This window comes from Congregibacter sp., assembly GCF_965662665.1.
GTDB lineage: Bacteria > Pseudomonadota > Gammaproteobacteria > Pseudomonadales > Halieaceae > Congregibacter.
The window spans coordinates 16,120-32,661 of sequence record NZ_CBFIIF010000015.1; the positions used below are offsets into that span (position 1 = coordinate 16,120).

The 16,542-nt window shown below is 55.7% G+C and carries 13 protein-coding genes; 10 read left to right on the forward strand and 3 right to left on the reverse strand.

Annotated elements, in window-relative coordinates; all coding sequences use genetic code 11:
- Nucleotides 1-25 precede the first annotated feature (25 nt).
- The 6 genes from purF (at nucleotide 26) to ACTG39_RS08085 (ending at nucleotide 7,666) form a co-directional block, all read left to right on the forward strand.
- On the forward strand, nucleotides 26-1,552 hold the full coding sequence (purF, locus tag ACTG39_RS08060) for an amidophosphoribosyltransferase (RefSeq protein ID WP_439107036.1): 1,527 nt from the start codon (nucleotides 26-28) through the stop codon (nucleotides 1,550-1,552).
- A 104-nt stretch (nucleotides 1,553-1,656) separates the two neighbouring features.
- Nucleotides 1,657-2,859 carry an O-succinylhomoserine sulfhydrylase gene (locus ACTG39_RS08065; protein ID WP_439107081.1) on the forward strand — a complete coding sequence of 401 codons (1,203 nt, stop codon included), beginning with the start codon at nucleotides 1,657-1,659 and terminating at the stop codon, nucleotides 2,857-2,859.
- Nucleotides 2,860-2,937: 78 nt separating this feature from the next.
- A complete protein-coding gene (locus ACTG39_RS08070) occupies nucleotides 2,938-3,864 on the forward strand; it encodes an AAA family ATPase (protein WP_439107037.1) in 927 nt (308 codons plus the stop codon).
- Nucleotides 3,815-4,885, forward strand: a complete 1,071-nt coding sequence (locus tag ACTG39_RS08075; protein WP_439107082.1) for a DUF58 domain-containing protein — start codon at nucleotides 3,815-3,817, stop codon at nucleotides 4,883-4,885. Before ACTG39_RS08070 ends, ACTG39_RS08075 begins: the two co-directional genes overlap by 50 nt.
- A complete protein-coding gene (locus tag ACTG39_RS08080; protein WP_439107038.1) occupies nucleotides 4,882-6,885 on the forward strand; it encodes a transglutaminase TgpA family protein in 2,004 nt (667 codons plus the stop codon). The genes ACTG39_RS08075 and ACTG39_RS08080 overlap by 4 nt, the downstream gene beginning before the upstream one ends.
- A gap of 94 nt (nucleotides 6,886-6,979) precedes the next feature.
- Nucleotides 6,980-7,666: a hypothetical protein gene (locus ACTG39_RS08085; protein ID WP_439107039.1), complete on the forward strand. Its 687-nt coding sequence runs from the start codon at nucleotides 6,980-6,982 to the stop codon at nucleotides 7,664-7,666.
- Between the two features lie 84 nt (nucleotides 7,667-7,750).
- Here the strand turns inward: ACTG39_RS08085 and acnB are convergent, their stop codons facing one another.
- Entirely contained in the window at nucleotides 7,751-10,363 is a 2,613-nt protein-coding gene (acnB, locus tag ACTG39_RS08090) for a bifunctional aconitate hydratase 2/2-methylisocitrate dehydratase (protein WP_439107040.1), read from the reverse strand.
- 329 nt (nucleotides 10,364-10,692) lie between these two features.
- Here acnB and ACTG39_RS08095 point away from each other — a divergent pair, with 329 nt between their 5' ends.
- Nucleotides 10,693-11,169, forward strand: coding sequence for a DUF1289 domain-containing protein (locus ACTG39_RS08095; protein ID WP_439107041.1), 477 nt, complete (start codon nucleotides 10,693-10,695; stop codon nucleotides 11,167-11,169).
- Nucleotides 11,166-11,813, forward strand: coding sequence for a tRNA-(ms[2]io[6]A)-hydroxylase (locus tag ACTG39_RS08100; protein WP_439107042.1), 648 nt, complete (start codon nucleotides 11,166-11,168; stop codon nucleotides 11,811-11,813). The genes ACTG39_RS08095 and ACTG39_RS08100 overlap by 4 nt, the downstream gene beginning before the upstream one ends.
- Nucleotides 11,814-11,871: 58 nt before the next feature.
- On the opposite strand, the gene ACTG39_RS08105 is transcribed toward ACTG39_RS08100, so the two are convergent.
- A complete protein-coding gene (locus tag ACTG39_RS08105; protein ID WP_439107043.1) occupies nucleotides 11,872-12,591 on the reverse strand; it encodes a UDP-2,3-diacylglucosamine diphosphatase in 720 nt (239 codons plus the stop codon).
- A 30-nt stretch (nucleotides 12,592-12,621) separates the two neighbouring features.
- Entirely contained in the window at nucleotides 12,622-13,131 is a 510-nt protein-coding gene (locus ACTG39_RS08110) for a peptidylprolyl isomerase (RefSeq protein WP_439107044.1), read from the reverse strand.
- Between the two features lie 292 nt (nucleotides 13,132-13,423).
- On the opposite strand from ACTG39_RS08110, the gene ACTG39_RS08115 reads away from it, so the two are divergent.
- Together ACTG39_RS08115 and cysS are read left to right on the forward strand one after the other, a co-directional pair.
- On the forward strand, nucleotides 13,424-15,088 hold the full coding sequence (locus ACTG39_RS08115; protein WP_439107045.1) for a glutamine--tRNA ligase/YqeY domain fusion protein: 1,665 nt from the start codon (nucleotides 13,424-13,426) through the stop codon (nucleotides 15,086-15,088).
- 25 nt (nucleotides 15,089-15,113) lie between these two features.
- Entirely contained in the window at nucleotides 15,114-16,502 is a 1,389-nt protein-coding gene (gene cysS, locus ACTG39_RS08120) for a cysteine--tRNA ligase (RefSeq protein WP_439107046.1), read from the forward strand.
- Nucleotides 16,503-16,542 lie beyond the last annotated feature (40 nt).

Genomic DNA, 16,542 nt, shown 5'->3' on the forward strand with positions numbered 1-16,542 from the left:
TGGCTAATCCGGATGGTCCCTTGCTATGTGCGGTCTGACGGGAGTTGTTGGTAAGGGCCGGGTCGCGCCAGAAATCTATGATGCGCTGACTGTGCTGCAGCATCGCGGGCAGGACGCTGCCGGCATCATGACCTGTAGCGACGATCGTTTTCACCAACGAAAAAGCGTGGGGCTGGTAAGAGACGTTTTTCGTCAGCACCATATGCAGCGTCTTGACGGTAACATTGGCATTGGCCATGTACGCTATCCCACTGCGGGAAGCGCAGGCGCCGCCAATGCTCAACCCTTCTATGTAAATTCGCCCTACGGCATTGCGCTCGCACACAACGGTAATCTCACTAATTCCCGGGAATTGCGTGAAGAGCTTTTTGAGAGTGAGATGCGTCACCTCAACACCGACTCAGATTCAGAAGTATTACTGAATGTGTTTGCCTACGAGCTTCAGGCAAGAGGGAAGTTACACCCCGAGCCAGAGGACATTTTTGCCGCCGTGTCCGCGGTGCATCGACGCTGTCGCGGTGGCTATGCGGCGGTCGCGATGATCGTAAACTACGGGGTGATCGCGTTTCGTGACCCCTATGGTATTCGCCCCCTCGTAGTGGGCTATCGGGGTGAGGGGAGTGATCGCGAATACATGGTTGCCTCTGAAAGCGTCGCTCTGGACGTACTGGGTTTTCGCCTTCTCAGTGACGTAGCGCCTGGCGAGGCGGTATACATCGACAACCAGCGCCAGCTGCATATGCGCCAGTGTGCAGATGCGCCCAAACTCACGCCCTGCATATTTGAACACGTTTATTTTGCACGCCCGGACAGCCTGATTGACGAAATCTCCGTGTACAAGACCCGCGCGCGTCAGGGTGAAGCGCTGGCACGAAAGATTCTGAAAGAGAAGCCCGTTCACGATATTGATGTCGTTATACCCATTCCCGATAGCAGTCGGACTGCGGGGCTTTCCCTGGCGCAGTCCTTGGGTATCAAGTATCGCGAAGCCTTTGTTAAGAATCGCTACATTGGCCGCACCTTTATCATGCCTGGCCAGCAGCAGCGTCGAAAGTCGGTGCGGCAAAAGCTTAATCCGATTCGTCTGGAGTTCGAAGGCAAGAACGTGATGCTGGTGGACGACTCCATTGTCCGCGGTACTACCTCCCGGGAGATTATTCAGATGGCCCGCGACGCCGGCGCTGCCCGGGTGTATTTGGCTTCTGCAGCACCTCCGGTGCGGTTTCCCAATGTGTATGGTATCGACATGCCGTCGCCTAGAGAGCTTATCGCTCACGATAAGACAGTCTCGGAAGTAAGTGCGCTTATTGGAGCGGATTGGTTGGTGTATCAGGATCTTGATGAGTTGATCAAGTGTTCAAAGGACGGTAACTCATCCATAGAAAGTTTTGATTGTTCGGTATTCGATGGCAAGTACTGCACAGGAGATGTGGATGCTGCTTATTTGGCTGCGCTGGATGCGGAACGCAACGATGAAGCCCAGAGTAAGAGCCGCCAGGCAGGTGACGGCGATGGGGTGGGAATTTACAACGATAGTTCAGATATAAGCTGAGCTATTGTTACCGATAACTATCCCCGAGCAGGCTTGTGGTTAGGGGACGTCCTCTAAGCAAATGATCCATTGATGATTGGCTCAGTACCAAAAAATGAGAATAGATTGTGAGTAAGCGAGACGACCCGGTGTTGGATGATCTGCAATGGCAGAGTTTGGCCGTACGCAGCGGCATTACGCGCTCCCCCGAGGGTGAGCACAGCGAAGCTTTGTTTATGACTTCAAGCTACGTATTCGACAGCGCAGAGCATGCGGCTGCGCGATTTGCCGGGGACGATCCCGGCAATGTGTATTCCCGCTATACCAATCCCACGGTACGTAGCTTTGAGCAGCGTCTCGCAGCTCTTGAAGGCGCGGAGGCCTGTGTTGCGACAGCGTCGGGTATGTCTGCAATCCTGAGTACCTGCATGGCATTGCTTAAAGCCGGTGATCATGTGATCTGTTCCAAGGATGTGTTTGGCACCACGCGCACGCTCTTCGCCAAATACATGGCCAACTTCGGTGTGGAGGTAACCTTTGTTCCGTTGCTACCGCTAGAAGGATGGCAGACGGCGATGCAGTGCAATACCAAGCTTCTGTACCTCGAAACGCCGTCAAATCCCCTTTGCGAGGTTGCCGACATCCAGGGAATGGCGCAGCTCTCCCAGTCAGCAGACGCCTTGCTGGTCGTGGACAATTGCTTTTGCTCGCCGGCGCTTCAGCAGCCCCTGGCCTTTGGCGCAGACATCGTTATTCACTCGGCCACGAAGTATCTGGACGGGCAGGGTCGCTGCGTGGGCGGTGCCGTTCTGGGTCGCCAGGATTTGATGGATCAGGTGCTTGGGTTTTTGCGAAGCTGTGGCCCCACAATGAGTGCCTTTAATGCATGGGTGTTTCTCAAAGGTCTTGAGACTTTGTCTCTACGTATGCGAGCGCATAGCGAATCAGCGCAGTTGTTAGCTTCCTGGCTGCAATCCCATCCCAAGGTAGAGTCGGTGTTTTATGCCGGACTCGAGACCCATCCCGGGCACGCGTTGGCGGCAAAGCAACAGTCGGCCTTTGGTGGGGTGCTGTCTTTTCGGGTGCGCGGTGCTCAGGCAGAGGCCTGGCAGGTCATCGACGCCACGCGACTGATGTCTCTTACGGCCAACCTCGGTGATGCCAAAACCACTATTGTGCATCCTGCCACCACGACCCATAGCCGGATCTCCGTCGAGGAGCGCACTGAGGCTGGCATCACAGACAATTTGATTCGTATTGCCGTAGGACTGGAAGATATAGAAGACCTGAAAGCGGACCTCGCCCGCGGTCTGGATTCTCTGGGCTAGCTGTGTGTTAACGCAAATGCCAGTGGATGTTTTCAGCCTTAGCAAGGTAGTTATAGTCATCGCCATGGAGCAGGATCGATGAGTAGCGGTCAAAAAGCACTGGTGGATGCCGCGGTTGCAGAGGTAGCAACGGTGCTGCTGGGCAAAGAGTCCCAGCTTCGCCTGGCCGTGTGCTGTTTGCTCGCCAGCGGTCATTTGCTCATCGAAGATCTGCCTGGAATGGGAAAGACCACTTTGTCCCACGCCCTTGCACAGGTTCTGGGCTTATCCTACCAGCGCGTACAGTTCACCTCGGATCTTCTGCCAGCGGATATTCTGGGCCTGTCCATTTACCACCGAGATGAACAGCATTTTGAGTTTCACCCCGGACCGATTTTCACGCAGGTACTGCTTGCCGATGAGATCAATCGCAGTACGCCTCGCACTCAAAGTGCATTGCTAGAAGCTATGGCGGAAGGACAAGTGACCCTTGAGGGAGAGACGCGGACCCTGCCGACGCCATTTTTTGTAATTGCCACGCAAAACCCCCTAGAACAGTCCGGCACGTATCCGCTGCCTGAGTCGCAGCTGGATCGTTTTCTGATGCGCATAGAACTGGGGTACCCCGATGTGGGGGCGGAGCGGGAAATGCTTCGCGGATCGGCGCAGGCCCGACAGAAGACAAGCCTCAAGCAGTGCATTGATGAGTCAGCACTCGCCGCAATTCGCGCGGCAGTGGACGATGTGCACGCCTCTGACTCGCTGCTGGACTACATACAGCGTATTGCGGGCAGGAGTCGAGATGGTGGCGAGTTCGCTGTGGGTCTGTCGCCGCGGGGAGTCTTGGCTCTTTTGCGCTCCGCAAAGACCTGGGCGCTCATGGAAGATCGGGATCACGTGATTCCCGATGATGTGCAGGCTGTCCTCCCCGCCGTTACGGCACACCGCTTGCAACCCGGCGGTGGTTTTTCCGGTGATGGAATGGCGCTGGTTGCGCTACTGCGGCGTGACGTCGACGTGGTCTGAGATTGTCGGTCAGCGCTGGTCGCGCTGGCTGGATAGACGGATACCTCGAGCGAGGTCCGTGACACTCAATCAGCGGCAAATCTTCATTTTTCCTTCGCGCACCGGCTTCTTTTTTGCTGTATGCCTCCTTGTGATGCTCATCGCGGCAATCAATTATCAGAATAATATGAGTTATGCGCTGACTTTTTTGTTGGCCAATCTGTTTGTGGTGGCCGTATTGCACACCTACGCCAACTTATCGGGGCTGACAATCACAGCGCTCACCGCCGACGATGCCTTTGCAGGGCAAAGAAGCGGCTTCCACCTTCGATTTAGCTCAACTAATAAACGCGGTCATTGCGCGCTTTTGGTTGGCTGGCCGGTGCCTGTGGAGGCAAGAAGACGTCGGCGATTTATACGGGGCTTGTTTTCGAGTCCCGCAATGATGGCTGTGGAGGAAATCGATCTGGCACCCGGTGTCATCCGGGATTTAGCGCTCCACATCCCCGTAGGCAAACGCGGCTGGCACAGACCCGACAGGTTACGCATTGAGAGCACCTATCCGCTGGGGTTGTTGCGCTGTTGGACCTGGGTGGATCTGGATCAGCGTGCACTGGTCTATCCGACTCCCTTGGTGTCCGCTGAGCCTGCCGGGGCCGCAGGGGATGCCCTCGGCGGACGCTGGCTTTCGGGCTCGGGGGATGACGAGTTTTATGGAATACGAGACTATCGTGCCGGCGACAATCCGCGACGTGTCTACTGGAAAGGCCTAGCCCGCGGTCAATCACTGCAAACAAAAGATTATGCCAGCGCCATTGCGGATGCACGCTGGCTTGATTGGGAGCAGTTTTCGGGTCTTGATCAAGAGCGTCGTTTGTCCGCTTTGTGTTACTGGGTACTGGATTATCACCGCAGGGAATTCGAGTTTGGTCTGCGAATTCCCGGGATTGAGTTGCAACCAGCCGCAGGGGATCGTCAGCGCGACACAGCGCTGCGAGCACTAGCTTTGTTTGGCACAAACGATGCCGGAGGCGCGGCGTGAAGCAGGCAGAACAGCTGCCCCGGCCCGCGCTGCTGTGGATCATTGTGGCTCAGGCCTTGTTGCTGCTTCCCCATTTTCCCAGGCTGCCGCTCTGGGTGGCAGCGGTTTATCTGTTGGCCTTTGTTTGGCGAGTGCAGGCATTTCGCGGCCGCCTGGAGTTACCCGGGCGCTGGCTTAAGGTGGTGCTGGCGGTTGCCGCCGCCGGCGGTATAGTCCTGAGTTTCGGCTCCTTGCTGGGCATGGAACCCATGGTGGCTTTTCTGCTAACGGCCTTCGCTTTAAAGCTCACCGAGATGTGCTCCCGCAAAGATGCCTACGTCGTTGTATTTTTGGGCTACTTCGTGTGCCTCACGGAATTTTTGTTTACCCAGGACCTTCTCATCGTTGCTTACTCCATGGTGTTGGTATGGGTGCTTACCACGGCCCTTGTGAGTATTCATCGTCCTGCTGGTCGTCTTTGGGACCTCCAGCCACTGCGCGTCGCCGGGGTGATGCTGCTCCAGGCGGTGCCCCTTATGCTGGTTCTGTTTTTTCTTTTTCCAAGAATAGGTCCGCTGTGGTCGGTGCCTCTTAAGAGTCACACAGCACAGACCGGTATGAGCGATCGTCTGAGGCCCGGGGATGTTTCGAGTCTTAGTCAGTCCTCAGAGGTCGCTTTTCGCGCCCAGTTTGTGGGTGACATTCCGCCGGCGTCTGAGCTCTACTGGCGCGGTATTGTCTTAAGCGCTCTTAACGATGGGACTTGGCGCAGTCTTAGATACTTTGAAATTCCGGCTGAGCACCGCCGTGCGCCCGACGTGGAGGTTGAGGGTAACTCGCTAAGCTATAGCATCATCATGGCGCCCACGCAGCAGAACTGGCTGTATGCGCTTCGCTATGCTCGCAGCGATAAGCCAGGTGTGATGCAGTTAAACGACTATCGCCTGTACTCCCCGGCGATCATCGAAAACGAGTACCAATATGTCGCCAAGAGCTGGCCAGATACGCGCCTGCAGCAAGATCTTAGTGATTGGCGCCGCGAGACAGAGACAGCGCTGTCGGTATCTGAGAATCCCCGCACGCGAGCCTTGGCCGAGGCCTTGTACGCCCAAAGTGCTTCTCCCGCGGCGTTCGTTGATACGGTGTTGGACTACTTTCGCAACGAGGCGTTTTTCTACACGCTGCAGCCGCCGCTGCTGAGAGACGATGATCCTATGGACCAGTTTCTCTTTGAGAGTCAGCGTGGGTTTTGTGAGCACTATGCCTATGCTTTTGCGGTGATGATGCGCAGCATGGGAGTTCCTTCACGTATTGTCGGTGGCTATCTCGGAGGAGAGGTCAATCCGGTGAATCGTACGGTAATTGTTCATCAGTTTGATGCCCATGCCTGGAATGAGGTGTGGCTGGAAGGGCAGGGCTGGGTGCGCGTTGATCCCACAGCGGCGGTATCCCCCGATCGAATTCTCTACGGTCTGGAGCGCGCGGTCGCAGCTGAGGGTAGCTTCCTTTCCAACTCACCACTGTCGCCGCTGCGCTATCGAGGTATCGGCTGGATTAACTCTGTACGATTGCGCTACGACGCGTTGACCTACCGCTGGCAAAGTTGGGTTACGGGCTTTGATGGAGCAGCGCAGTTTGAATTTCTTCAGGACGTATTGGGTGAGATATCCGTGAGCCGTTCCCTGGGTCTCTTTATGGGTATTGGTGCGCTAACGATGGCCCTGGTGTCACTGTTTTTGTTTAGAGGATCCAGACCCAGGCCTCGGCCAATGTTTGAGGAGGAGCTGTTGCTTTTTCAGCGTGCTCTATGGCGTCGCGGCATGAGTCGGGAGCCCGGCGAAACTCCCGGGCAGCTCACCGAACGTGCGGTGGAACGCTGGCCTTCCCAGGCTGAGTCCTTGCGCGCTCTGTATCGAGCTTTGATGCTGTCCGTCTACGCGCAAAGCATTCAATCGCAGGATAGTAATCGCCTGCGCAGAGAATTGCGTAAACGTATCCGTGGCATTCAGTTTTCAATATAGAGTCCTTCTCGCCGTTGGCGCCTTATGGCTATGTCTGTCCAGCCACAACGCTTTAGCCGCTCTGGTATGGCATTGGGATGAGCCTTTCTCCCCTGTGGAAAAAACCAAACTGCAGCTCTGGCTGACGGACACCCATGCCGCGCTGGAGCGTTATGCAGGGCCTTTGCCTTTTGATGTGCATCTGCACTTACTGAGACGGGACAATGCTCGGGAGCCCGTCCCCTGGGCCAATACCCGACGCAACAAGCAGCAGGCCTTGTACTTTTATGTGGACCCCACTTTTAGTCAGGCGGCGTTTAGGGATGACTGGACGGCTGCACATGAGTTCTCACATTTATTACTGCCTTACCTGGGACGGTCCAATGCCTGGTTTGCGGAAGGCTTCGCGAGTTATCTGCAGTATCAGATCATGGTGGAGATGAACGCCATTACACCGAGTGAAGCGCGGGCGCGGCGTGAGAAAAAAATGCGCAAGGCCGTCGCGGCGTTGGAGAGTGAAACCTTGAGTTTGCCCGAGAATATGCCACAGCTTCGAGAGCGCGGCTCTTCCCAAACATTTTACTGGGGCGGGGCGGTGTACTTTGAACGTGTTGATGCAGCTCTCGCACGCCAGGGCAGGGGATTGCAGGACGCCCTGATAGATTTCATCCGGTGCTGTCGAGTGGATCGGCCGGACCTAGATGCATTGGTCAGCACTCTGGACAGCATGCTCGATACCACGGTGTTTACATCCGAGCTGGTGACAATTCGCGAGACTCCGGGCATACCCCTGCGTCCTTAGAGCTGCTGGTGCCGAACACTACACAGGCACACAAAAAAGGGGCCAAAAGGCCCCTTATTCGCGATGGAGTTTTAGCGTTGCGCGCTAGGCGACCTCACTAATCTCCAGCGCCGCAATACGCTTGCCGTCCTCGGCCAGCTTCTGAAACTCCACAATCTGATCGAAGTTCATGTAGCGGTAGATCTCAGAGCTCATGGCATCCAGATTCTCGGCATACTCCAAATATTCCGCTGGTGTCGGCAGCTTGCCCAGAATCGACCCTACCGCGGCAAGTTCTGCCGAAGTCAGATAGACATTGGCACCATCGCCCAAACGGTTCGGGAAGTTACGAGTGCTGGTGCTCAGCACCGTTGAGTTAGCCGCTACCCGTGCCTGGTTGCCCATGCACAAGCTACAACCGGGCATCTCGGTACGCGCACCGGCCGCACCAAAGATGTTGTAGTAGCCTTCCTCCATGAGCAGGTGCTCATCCATGCGTGTGGGCGGTACTATCCAAAGACGTGTGTTAATCGTGCCTTTGTGCTGCTCCAGCAGTTTACCCGCCGCTCGGAAGTGCCCGATGTTGGTCATGCACGAGCCGATGAAGACCTCATCTACCTTATCGCCGGCAACTTCTGACAGCAGGCGCGCATCATCGGGGTCATTAGGCGCACACACAATAGGCTCTTTAACCTCCGCCAGATCAATCTCGATGACCGCTGTGTATTCCGCATCTTTGTCGGCACGCATGAGTGATGGACTTTCCAGCCACTCTTCCATCTTTTTGGCGCGACGCTCGAGAGTACGCGAATCTCCATAACCCTCGGAGACCATGGCACGCAGCAGCGTGATGTTGGAGCGCAGGTATTCCGCAACGGTGTCTTCGCTCAGATCGATGGTGCAGCCAGCGCAGGAGCGCTCTGCAGATGCATCAGAGAGCTCAAAGGCTTGTTCAACGGTTAGATCCGAAAGGCCCTCGATCTCGAGAATGCGGCCAGAGAAGATATTCTTTTTGCCCTTTTTATCAACGGTGAGGTGACCTTCCTGAATAGCGTAGTAGGGGATGGCATGCACCAGATCCCGCAGGGTAATACCTGGCTGCATCTCGCCCTTAAAGCGCACGAGTACTGACTCAGGCATGTCCAGTGGCATAACGCCGGTCGCCGCAGCAAAAGCCACAAGACCAGAACCCGCAGGGAATGAAATGCCCATGGGGAATCGCGTATGCGAGTCACCACCGGTGCCGACGGTATCCGGAAGAAGCATACGGTTTAGCCAGCTGTGGATGATGCCGTCACCCGGGCGTAGGCTCACGCCACCGCGAGTCATAATAAAGTCAGGCAATGAGTGCTGTGTATCGATGTCTACGGGCTTGGGGTAAGCCGCGGTGTGACAGAAGCTCTGCATAGTGAGGTCTGCCGAGAAGCCCAGGCAGGCCAGGTCTTTCAGCTCGTCGCGGGTCATGGGGCCGGTGGTGTCCTGCGAACCGACAGTAGTCATCAGGGGTTCGCAGTAAGTGCCGGGGCGAACGCCGTCCATGCCACAGGCCTTACCAACCATCTTTTGAGCCAGCGTGTAGCCTTTGCCCGTATCGATAGGCTGCTCGGGCGTGCGGAATAGCTCTGAGACGGGCAGACCCAGCGCTTCTCGTGCTCGGGTAGTCAGGCCTCGACCGATAATCAGGTTGATACGTCCACCGGCACGGACTTCGTCCAGGAGTACGTCAGACTTGAGTTCAAACTCAGAGAGCGTATCGCCCGCTTCGTTAAGAATCTTGCCCTCGTAGGGGCGGATATCGATAACATCGCCCATACCCAGATCGTCTACGGGCGCTTCAAAGACGAGTGCGCCAGCATCTTCCATGGTGTTATAAAAGATCGGCGCGACTTTGCCGCCAATGCAAATGCCACCGCCTTTCTTGTTGGGTACGCCAGAGATATCGTCACCAAAGAACCACAATACGGAGTTGGTGGCTGATTTACGTGAAGAGCCTGTACCGACAACGTCGCCTACAAAAGCTACCGGGTGGCCCTTAGCCTGAATCTCGGCGACTTGTGTCATGGGGCCTTTTACGCCGTGCTCTTCGGGAGTCAGACCGTCCCGAGTCATTTTGTACATCGCAAGGGCGTGCAGCGGAATATCAGGTCGGCTCCAGGCATCGGGAGCAGGGGAGAGGTCATCGGTGTTGGTTTCGCCGGTAACTTTAAAGACCGATACCTTGATGGACTCGGCCACAGCGTCACGGTTGGTGAACCACTCGCCGTCGGCCCAGCTTTGCATCACCGCCTGTGCGTGAGCGTTTCCGTTCTTGCCAAGCTCTGCCACGTCATGAAAAGCCTCGAACATCAGCAGTGTGTGCTTGAGTTCCTCGGCGGCCTGCGCGGCCAGTGCGTCGTCGCTTAGCAGCGCAACGAGCGTTTCAATGTTGTAGCCACCGTGCATGTTGCCCAGTAGCTTTACCGCATCCTCACGACTGATCAATGCGCAGTCGGTCTCGCCCTTGGCGATGGCAGACAAAAAGCCAGCCTTCACGTAGGCGGCCTCGTCGACACCTGGGGGTACGCGATCAGACAGCAACTCGATAAGGAAGGCTTCTTCGCCGGCAGGCGGCGCCTTGATCAGCTCGATCAGCCCGGCTACTTGCTCTGCAGACAGTGGCTTGGCGGGAATTCCCTGGGCGGCACGTTCTGCCTCATGTTCGCGATAGGCTTCGAGCATCGATAACTCCTTGATAAATAGTGTTTTAAAGGGCTGTTGTGACCACTTGGAGATTGCTTAGGGCCGGTTCAGCAGCCTAATTTCGCAGCGCGAAGTATAGACTAGCGACGCAAATCACACCAGAAATCAGAGGTTTATGGGTGTTATTCATGAAAGTTATAGGGATGCGAGAAAATAGATCCTGGGCGAATGAGGCGGCGATGGCGGTCTTGGTTGGGGTTGAGCTAACTTTGCTTCTGTTTTGCTGCCATTGCCCTGATTGATCGGTGCATCTGACGCCCAGAGCCATTATCCTTGCACCCGTATCCTTGAGTGAGCCATGGGCCGTCATGCAACGCCTTCCCCGCGTCAAAACACCCTGTATTGGTGTCTGTTCTACAGGCATAGGCGATAGCGTGTGTCGTGGCTGCAAGCGCTTTGCCCACGAGGTGATTCACTGGAACGGTTATACCGAAGAGCAAAAGCGCATTGTTGACGCGCGGCTCGCACAGTTTTTGGCGCAGTGCGTGCGCAACCGCCTGCAAGTAATCGACAAGGCGCTGCTAGCCTGGCAGCTGGAGACTCAGCAGGTGCGGCATAACCCGGATCACGATCCCCATTGCTGGGTGTTTGCTCTGCTAAAAGCCGGAGCAGGGCAAATCGATGAGCCTGCGGAGTTTGGCTTCGAGGTGGATTTACGCTTTCGGGGCGCGCCGCTATTGGCATTGCGGGAGGAGATAGACCAGGATTACTTTGCGCTCTCCAGTGCGCACTTTGAACGCTATCACCTGGTTCCGGATCTGTTTGGCGAGGAACAAGTTTCTTGAATCAGGCCACAGCGACGGCTGCAGACACCGACGTTGATCTATCGCCTATTCGTGGCTTCTTGCTATGCGAGACACCCGCGAGTTGGGTAGAGGCTGCAGGGCGCCCGGAGAATTTGAGCACTTTGCTCATTGATCACGCCAACTGCGAGAAAAAAGCCGCCTCTACAGCGCTTAACCTGATGTATCGCTATGTCGAGCATCCCTCACTGCTGCACAAGCTATCGCGCCTAGCCCGCGAAGAACTTCGTCACTTTGAGCAGGTGTTAGCGATTATCGAAAAGCGCGGACTCGATTACCCACAGCTTACGGCTGCGCGCTATGCGGGGGGACTGCGGACCTGCGTCGACAAAAATGAGCCTTATCGTTTGTTAGATACGCTATTGGTGGGCGCGATTATTGAAGCGCGGTCTTGCGAACGTTTTGCGGCGGTGCTGCCAGTCGTGGATGAGGAGCTGGGGCGCTTTTACGCCAGCCTTTTGCGATCTGAATCCCGTCACTTTATGGATTATTTGTCCCTCGCCAGGGACCTGCTGCCTGATATGGATGTGGATGCGAGGTTAGTACCGCTGCTTGAAAGGGAGCGAGAGTTGATAGAGAGCGAGGATCAGGAGTTTCGTTTTCATTCGGGGGTCCCGGCCGCTTAGGCTGACCGCGAGCGGGTCTCACCAACACCTCTAATGGATATTAAAATAGTTGCGCAAACTATTGTTTTATATCAAATTTAACTAATTCTAATTGTCCGTTACTTGCTTGCATATACCAACCGCTTTCATCCCAGTCTCCGAGCACCCAGCGTGTGCCGGCCTCGTTCTCGTGGCAAGCTGGACGATGTGTGTGGCCGTGGATCAAGGTCTCGCAGTGGGAGGACTGCATCACTGATATGACTTCTTTGTCTGTAACGTCCATGATGTCTGCGGCTTTGCGACTGCCGGCGTCGCGGCTGGTATTACGCAGGTTTTGGGCGAGTTCTCTGCGGGCCTCCAGGCTCTGAGCAAGAATACTGGCTTGCCAGTTTTCGTCGCGGGCGAGGGCTCTAAAGGCCTGATACTCGGTGTCTTCTGTGCACAGACTGTCTCCGTGCATCAGTAGTAGTGTTTGACCATCCACCTCGACAAGACTTGGATCGGGGAGTAGTTGCGCGCCGATATGGGAGGCAAACCTCTCGCCGAGGAGAAAATCCCGGTTGCCGTGCATGATGAAAATGTCGGGTCCGGATTGCCGGTAGTCTCTCAGCAGTTCCGTGACGTGGGTGGCGATGTGTGTGTCGTCGTCATCGCCAATCCAAAACTCGAAAAGATCACCGAGGATGTAAAGCGCTGAGGCGTCTCGGCGCGCATCCAGAAACTCTGCGAACGCCTCGGTGACGTAGGGCCGGGATTCGTCCAGATGCAGATCTGAAATAAAGAAGCATTCCTGACTCATCTGCCGCGATTCCCGGCGCAGAGAGGCTAATTAGCTCTCGTCAGCGTCTTCTTCAACGACGACGGACTCGATGATCACCGGTTCCGCTGGAACGTCCTGGTGTCCGCCGCGTGAAGTCGTGGGCACCGCACGAATCTTGTCCAGAACTTCTTCGCCGTCGACGATCTTACCAAATACGGCGTAACCCCAGCCCTGCATGGTTTTACCGCTGTGATTCAGGAAGTCGTTGTCCTTCACGTTAATAAAAAACTGTGCCGTGGCAGAGTGGGGGTCCATGGTACGAGCCATGGCAACGGTGCCGAAGTCGTTCTTGAGGCCGTTGTCAGCCTCATTCTCGATCGGCTCTTTGGTTTCTTTTTGCTGCATATCAGCATCAAAACCGCCGCCCTGAATCATGAAGTTGTCGATAACCCGATGGAAGATTGTGCCGTCGTAGAGACCCTCACGCGCGTACATCAAAAAGTTTGCCACAGTGGCCGGCGCTTTTTCAGCATCCAGTTCCAGCTTGATGGGGCCGTAAGTGGTGTTGAGAGTGACCATAAAAATCCTTGTGCTTGTCTTTGTGCTAAGTACGTTTTGGCTGCGTCTTTAGTCGTTGTTTCGTGCGGGCGTAAGCCTGTCGCGAGGCAATTGCCAGCTGCTACCGCCGACTAAGCTAGTCGAGCATCCGACAGGGACGCGATGGTACTTGTTTTATGTATTAGAGAGAACCTTTTGCACAGTTTCTCCTACTTAATGCAATCGTGGTTTTATCTGGCAATCTTGCTTACTGACGGCCCCTTACTGCTGCCGGTATACTACGCCGCTTTTTGAAGGGCGGAGGCCCGCTACTGTGGAATCTGGTGCAGCCAGCAACAATTTTTTGCGCACGCTCATCGCGGACGATCTTAAATCCGGAAAAGTGCCGCAGATAGTCACTCGGTTCCCGCCCGAGCCCAACGGCTATCTGCACATCGGTCACGCGAAATCCATCAGCGTGAACTTTGGCTTGGCCGAGGAGTTCGACGGGATTTGCCGCCTGCGCTTCGACGACACCAATCCCGAGAAGGAAAGTCAGGAGTTTATAGAGTCCATTCAGGCTGATGTCGCATGGCTAGGCTATAACTGGGAGGGGCCTGTACGCTTTGCGTCCAGTTACTTCGAAACACTTTACGGCTGGGCGGAGTATCTGGTCGAGCAGGGCAAGGCCTATGTTGACGATCTGAGTCCCGATGAGGCGCGAGAGTACCGCGGAACCCTAACGGAGCCCGGGCGCAACAGCCCGTTCAGAGACCGTTCTGTCGACGAGAATCTGGATCTCCTGCGTCGCATGCGCGGCGGTGAGTTTGCGGATGGGGCGCGAGTGCTTCGCGCGAAGATCGATATGAGCAGCCCCAACATGAATCTTCGTGATCCGATTCTGTATCGGATCCGCAAGGCCCATCACCACCAGACCGGCGATGCCTGGCCCATTTACCCGACTTATGATTTTGCCCATGGTCAGGAAGATGCGATTGAGGGCGTTACACACTCTATATGCACGCTGGAGTTTGAGGATCATCGACCGCTCTATGAGTGGTTTATTGCCAACCTGCCTGTAGAGAGCACGCCACGGCAGTTCGAGTTTGGGCGACTGAACACGAGCTACACCATTACCAGTAAGCGCAAGCTCAAGCAGTTGGTGGATGAGGGGATTGTAGATTCCTGGGACGATCCAAGAATGCCGACGGTAGCCGGTATGCGTCGTCGCGGATACACCCCTGCTGCGATCCGACACTTTTGTGAAATGGTCGGCACCTCGCGTTCCGACGGCGTGGTCGATGTGGCGATGCTCGAGCACGCTATCCGCGATGATCTTAATCAGAACGCTCCCCGAGCAATGTGCGTGCTTAATCCACTCAAATTGACGCTGCGCAATGTGCCCGAAGACCACGCACCGATTGTTGCGGCGGCGCACCCGTCCAGAGACGAGCTGGGTGAGCGCAGTCTTCCGTTCTCTGGCGAGCTGTTTATCGATGCAGAGGACTTTAGGGAAGAGGCCAACAAAAAGTTCAAACGCCTGGTGCTGGGCAAGCGGGTAAGGCTCCGTAACGCCTACGTTATCGAAGCCGTGGACGTAGAGAAAAACGCTGACGGTGAAGTCGTGGGGGTCATCGCGGATCTTATTGAAGGCACCTTGGGCAACGATCCTGCGGATGGGGTGAAACCTAAGGGTGTTATTCATTGGGTGGAGGCTGGGTCCGCCGTTTCCGCGACAGTTCGCCTCTACGATCGATTGTTTACGGATCCGGCACCCGATCGTGGTGGAGCGGACTTCATGAGCTTTTTGAATCCGGACTCTTTACGGGTTGTGGAAGGCGCATTGCTTGAGCCAGGTGCAGCAGCAGCCGAATCTGAGTCTAGGTTCCAGTTTGAGCGAGAGGGGTACTTTGTCGCTGATCGCTATGATCATAGTGCAGACGCCCCGGTGTTCAATCAGACCATAGGCCTGCGAGACGTTTGGGCGAGCAAGACCTGATGACAGTACCAAGGAATTAGCCAAAGTGGATCTCCAGCTCTACAACACGCGCGCCAGAGGCAAAGAAGTTTTTAGTTCCATCGAACCGGATCGTGTGACCATGTATGTCTGTGGGCCGACGGTTTATAACCTTGCTCACATTGGCAATGCGCGTCCGGTGGTTGTCTTCGATACGCTGTTTCGCGTGCTGCAAGCGCGTTACGACGAGGTGGTCTACGCGCGCAACATCACCGACATTGACGACAAGATTATGCAGGCAGCGCGGGAGCAGGGCGTGGCCATCGATGTTATCGCACAGGAATTTACCGAGAAATATCGACAAGATACCGCGCAGCTAAACGCACTGCCGCCAACCCTTGAGCCGCATGCGACGGACAATATCGGGCCGATGATTGCGCTTACCGAGACCTTGATAGGACGTGAGCATGCCTATGCCAGTGAAGGTCACGTGCTCTTCGACGTCACGTCTATGGAAGATTACGGGCAGTTGTCCGGCCGTTCCCTTGACGACATGCTGGCGGGCGCTCGAGTAGAAGTGGCGAGTTATAAACGGCATCCCGGAGACTTCGTGCTCTGGAAGCCCTCCAGCGACGACGAGCCCGGTTGGGATAGCCCCTGGGGCCGCGTACGACCAGGTTGGCATCTGGAGTGCTCGGCGATGATCCGAGAGCACTTAGGGCCGACCATAGATATTCACGGAGGCGGACGAGACTTAATCTTTCCGCACCATGAGAACGAGCTAGCCCAAAGCTGCTGCGCCTTTGGCGATGAGTTTGTACGAGTTTGGATGCACAACGCCTTTTTGGACATGGACGGCGAGAAGATGTCCAAGTCCCTGGGTAATGTAGCGACCATCCGCGAGTTACTCACTCGCTATCGCGGTGAGGTTTTGCGCTTTGCTTTGCTCTCTGCACATTACCGATCGCCACTGAATTTTTCGGAGTCTCTGCTGGAACAGGCTGAGCAAACGCTCACGAGCTTTTACAACACCTTGCGTAGCGTGCAGCATATTGAGCTCGATACCGAAGTTAGCCTGGAGGGCGAGGGTTTTTACGCGGCGCTCTGCGATGATCTGAACACACCGCTTGCGATCAGCGAGTTGCACGTGATTGCTCGGGATATCAATAAAGGGTCGGATGCTGAAAAAGCATCACTAAAGGCGCGACTTTTGGCAGCGGGCAACTTGCTGGGGATTCTTCAGCAGGATCCCCTGGAATGGCTGCAGGGCGATGATGCCAACTCTGCGGCAGGATTGGACGCTGCCGCGATAGAAGCTTTGATCGAAGAGCGTGCCTCGGCAAAGTTGGATAAAAATTATGCCCGGGCCGATGAGATTCGTGAGGAATTGACCGCCGCGGGCATCGTGCTGGAAGACTCTGCAGAGGGCACTCTCTGGCGGAGGGGAAACGGCTAGGTTTTTGATTGACGAGGGTGGGGCGGATGAGTAAGATTCG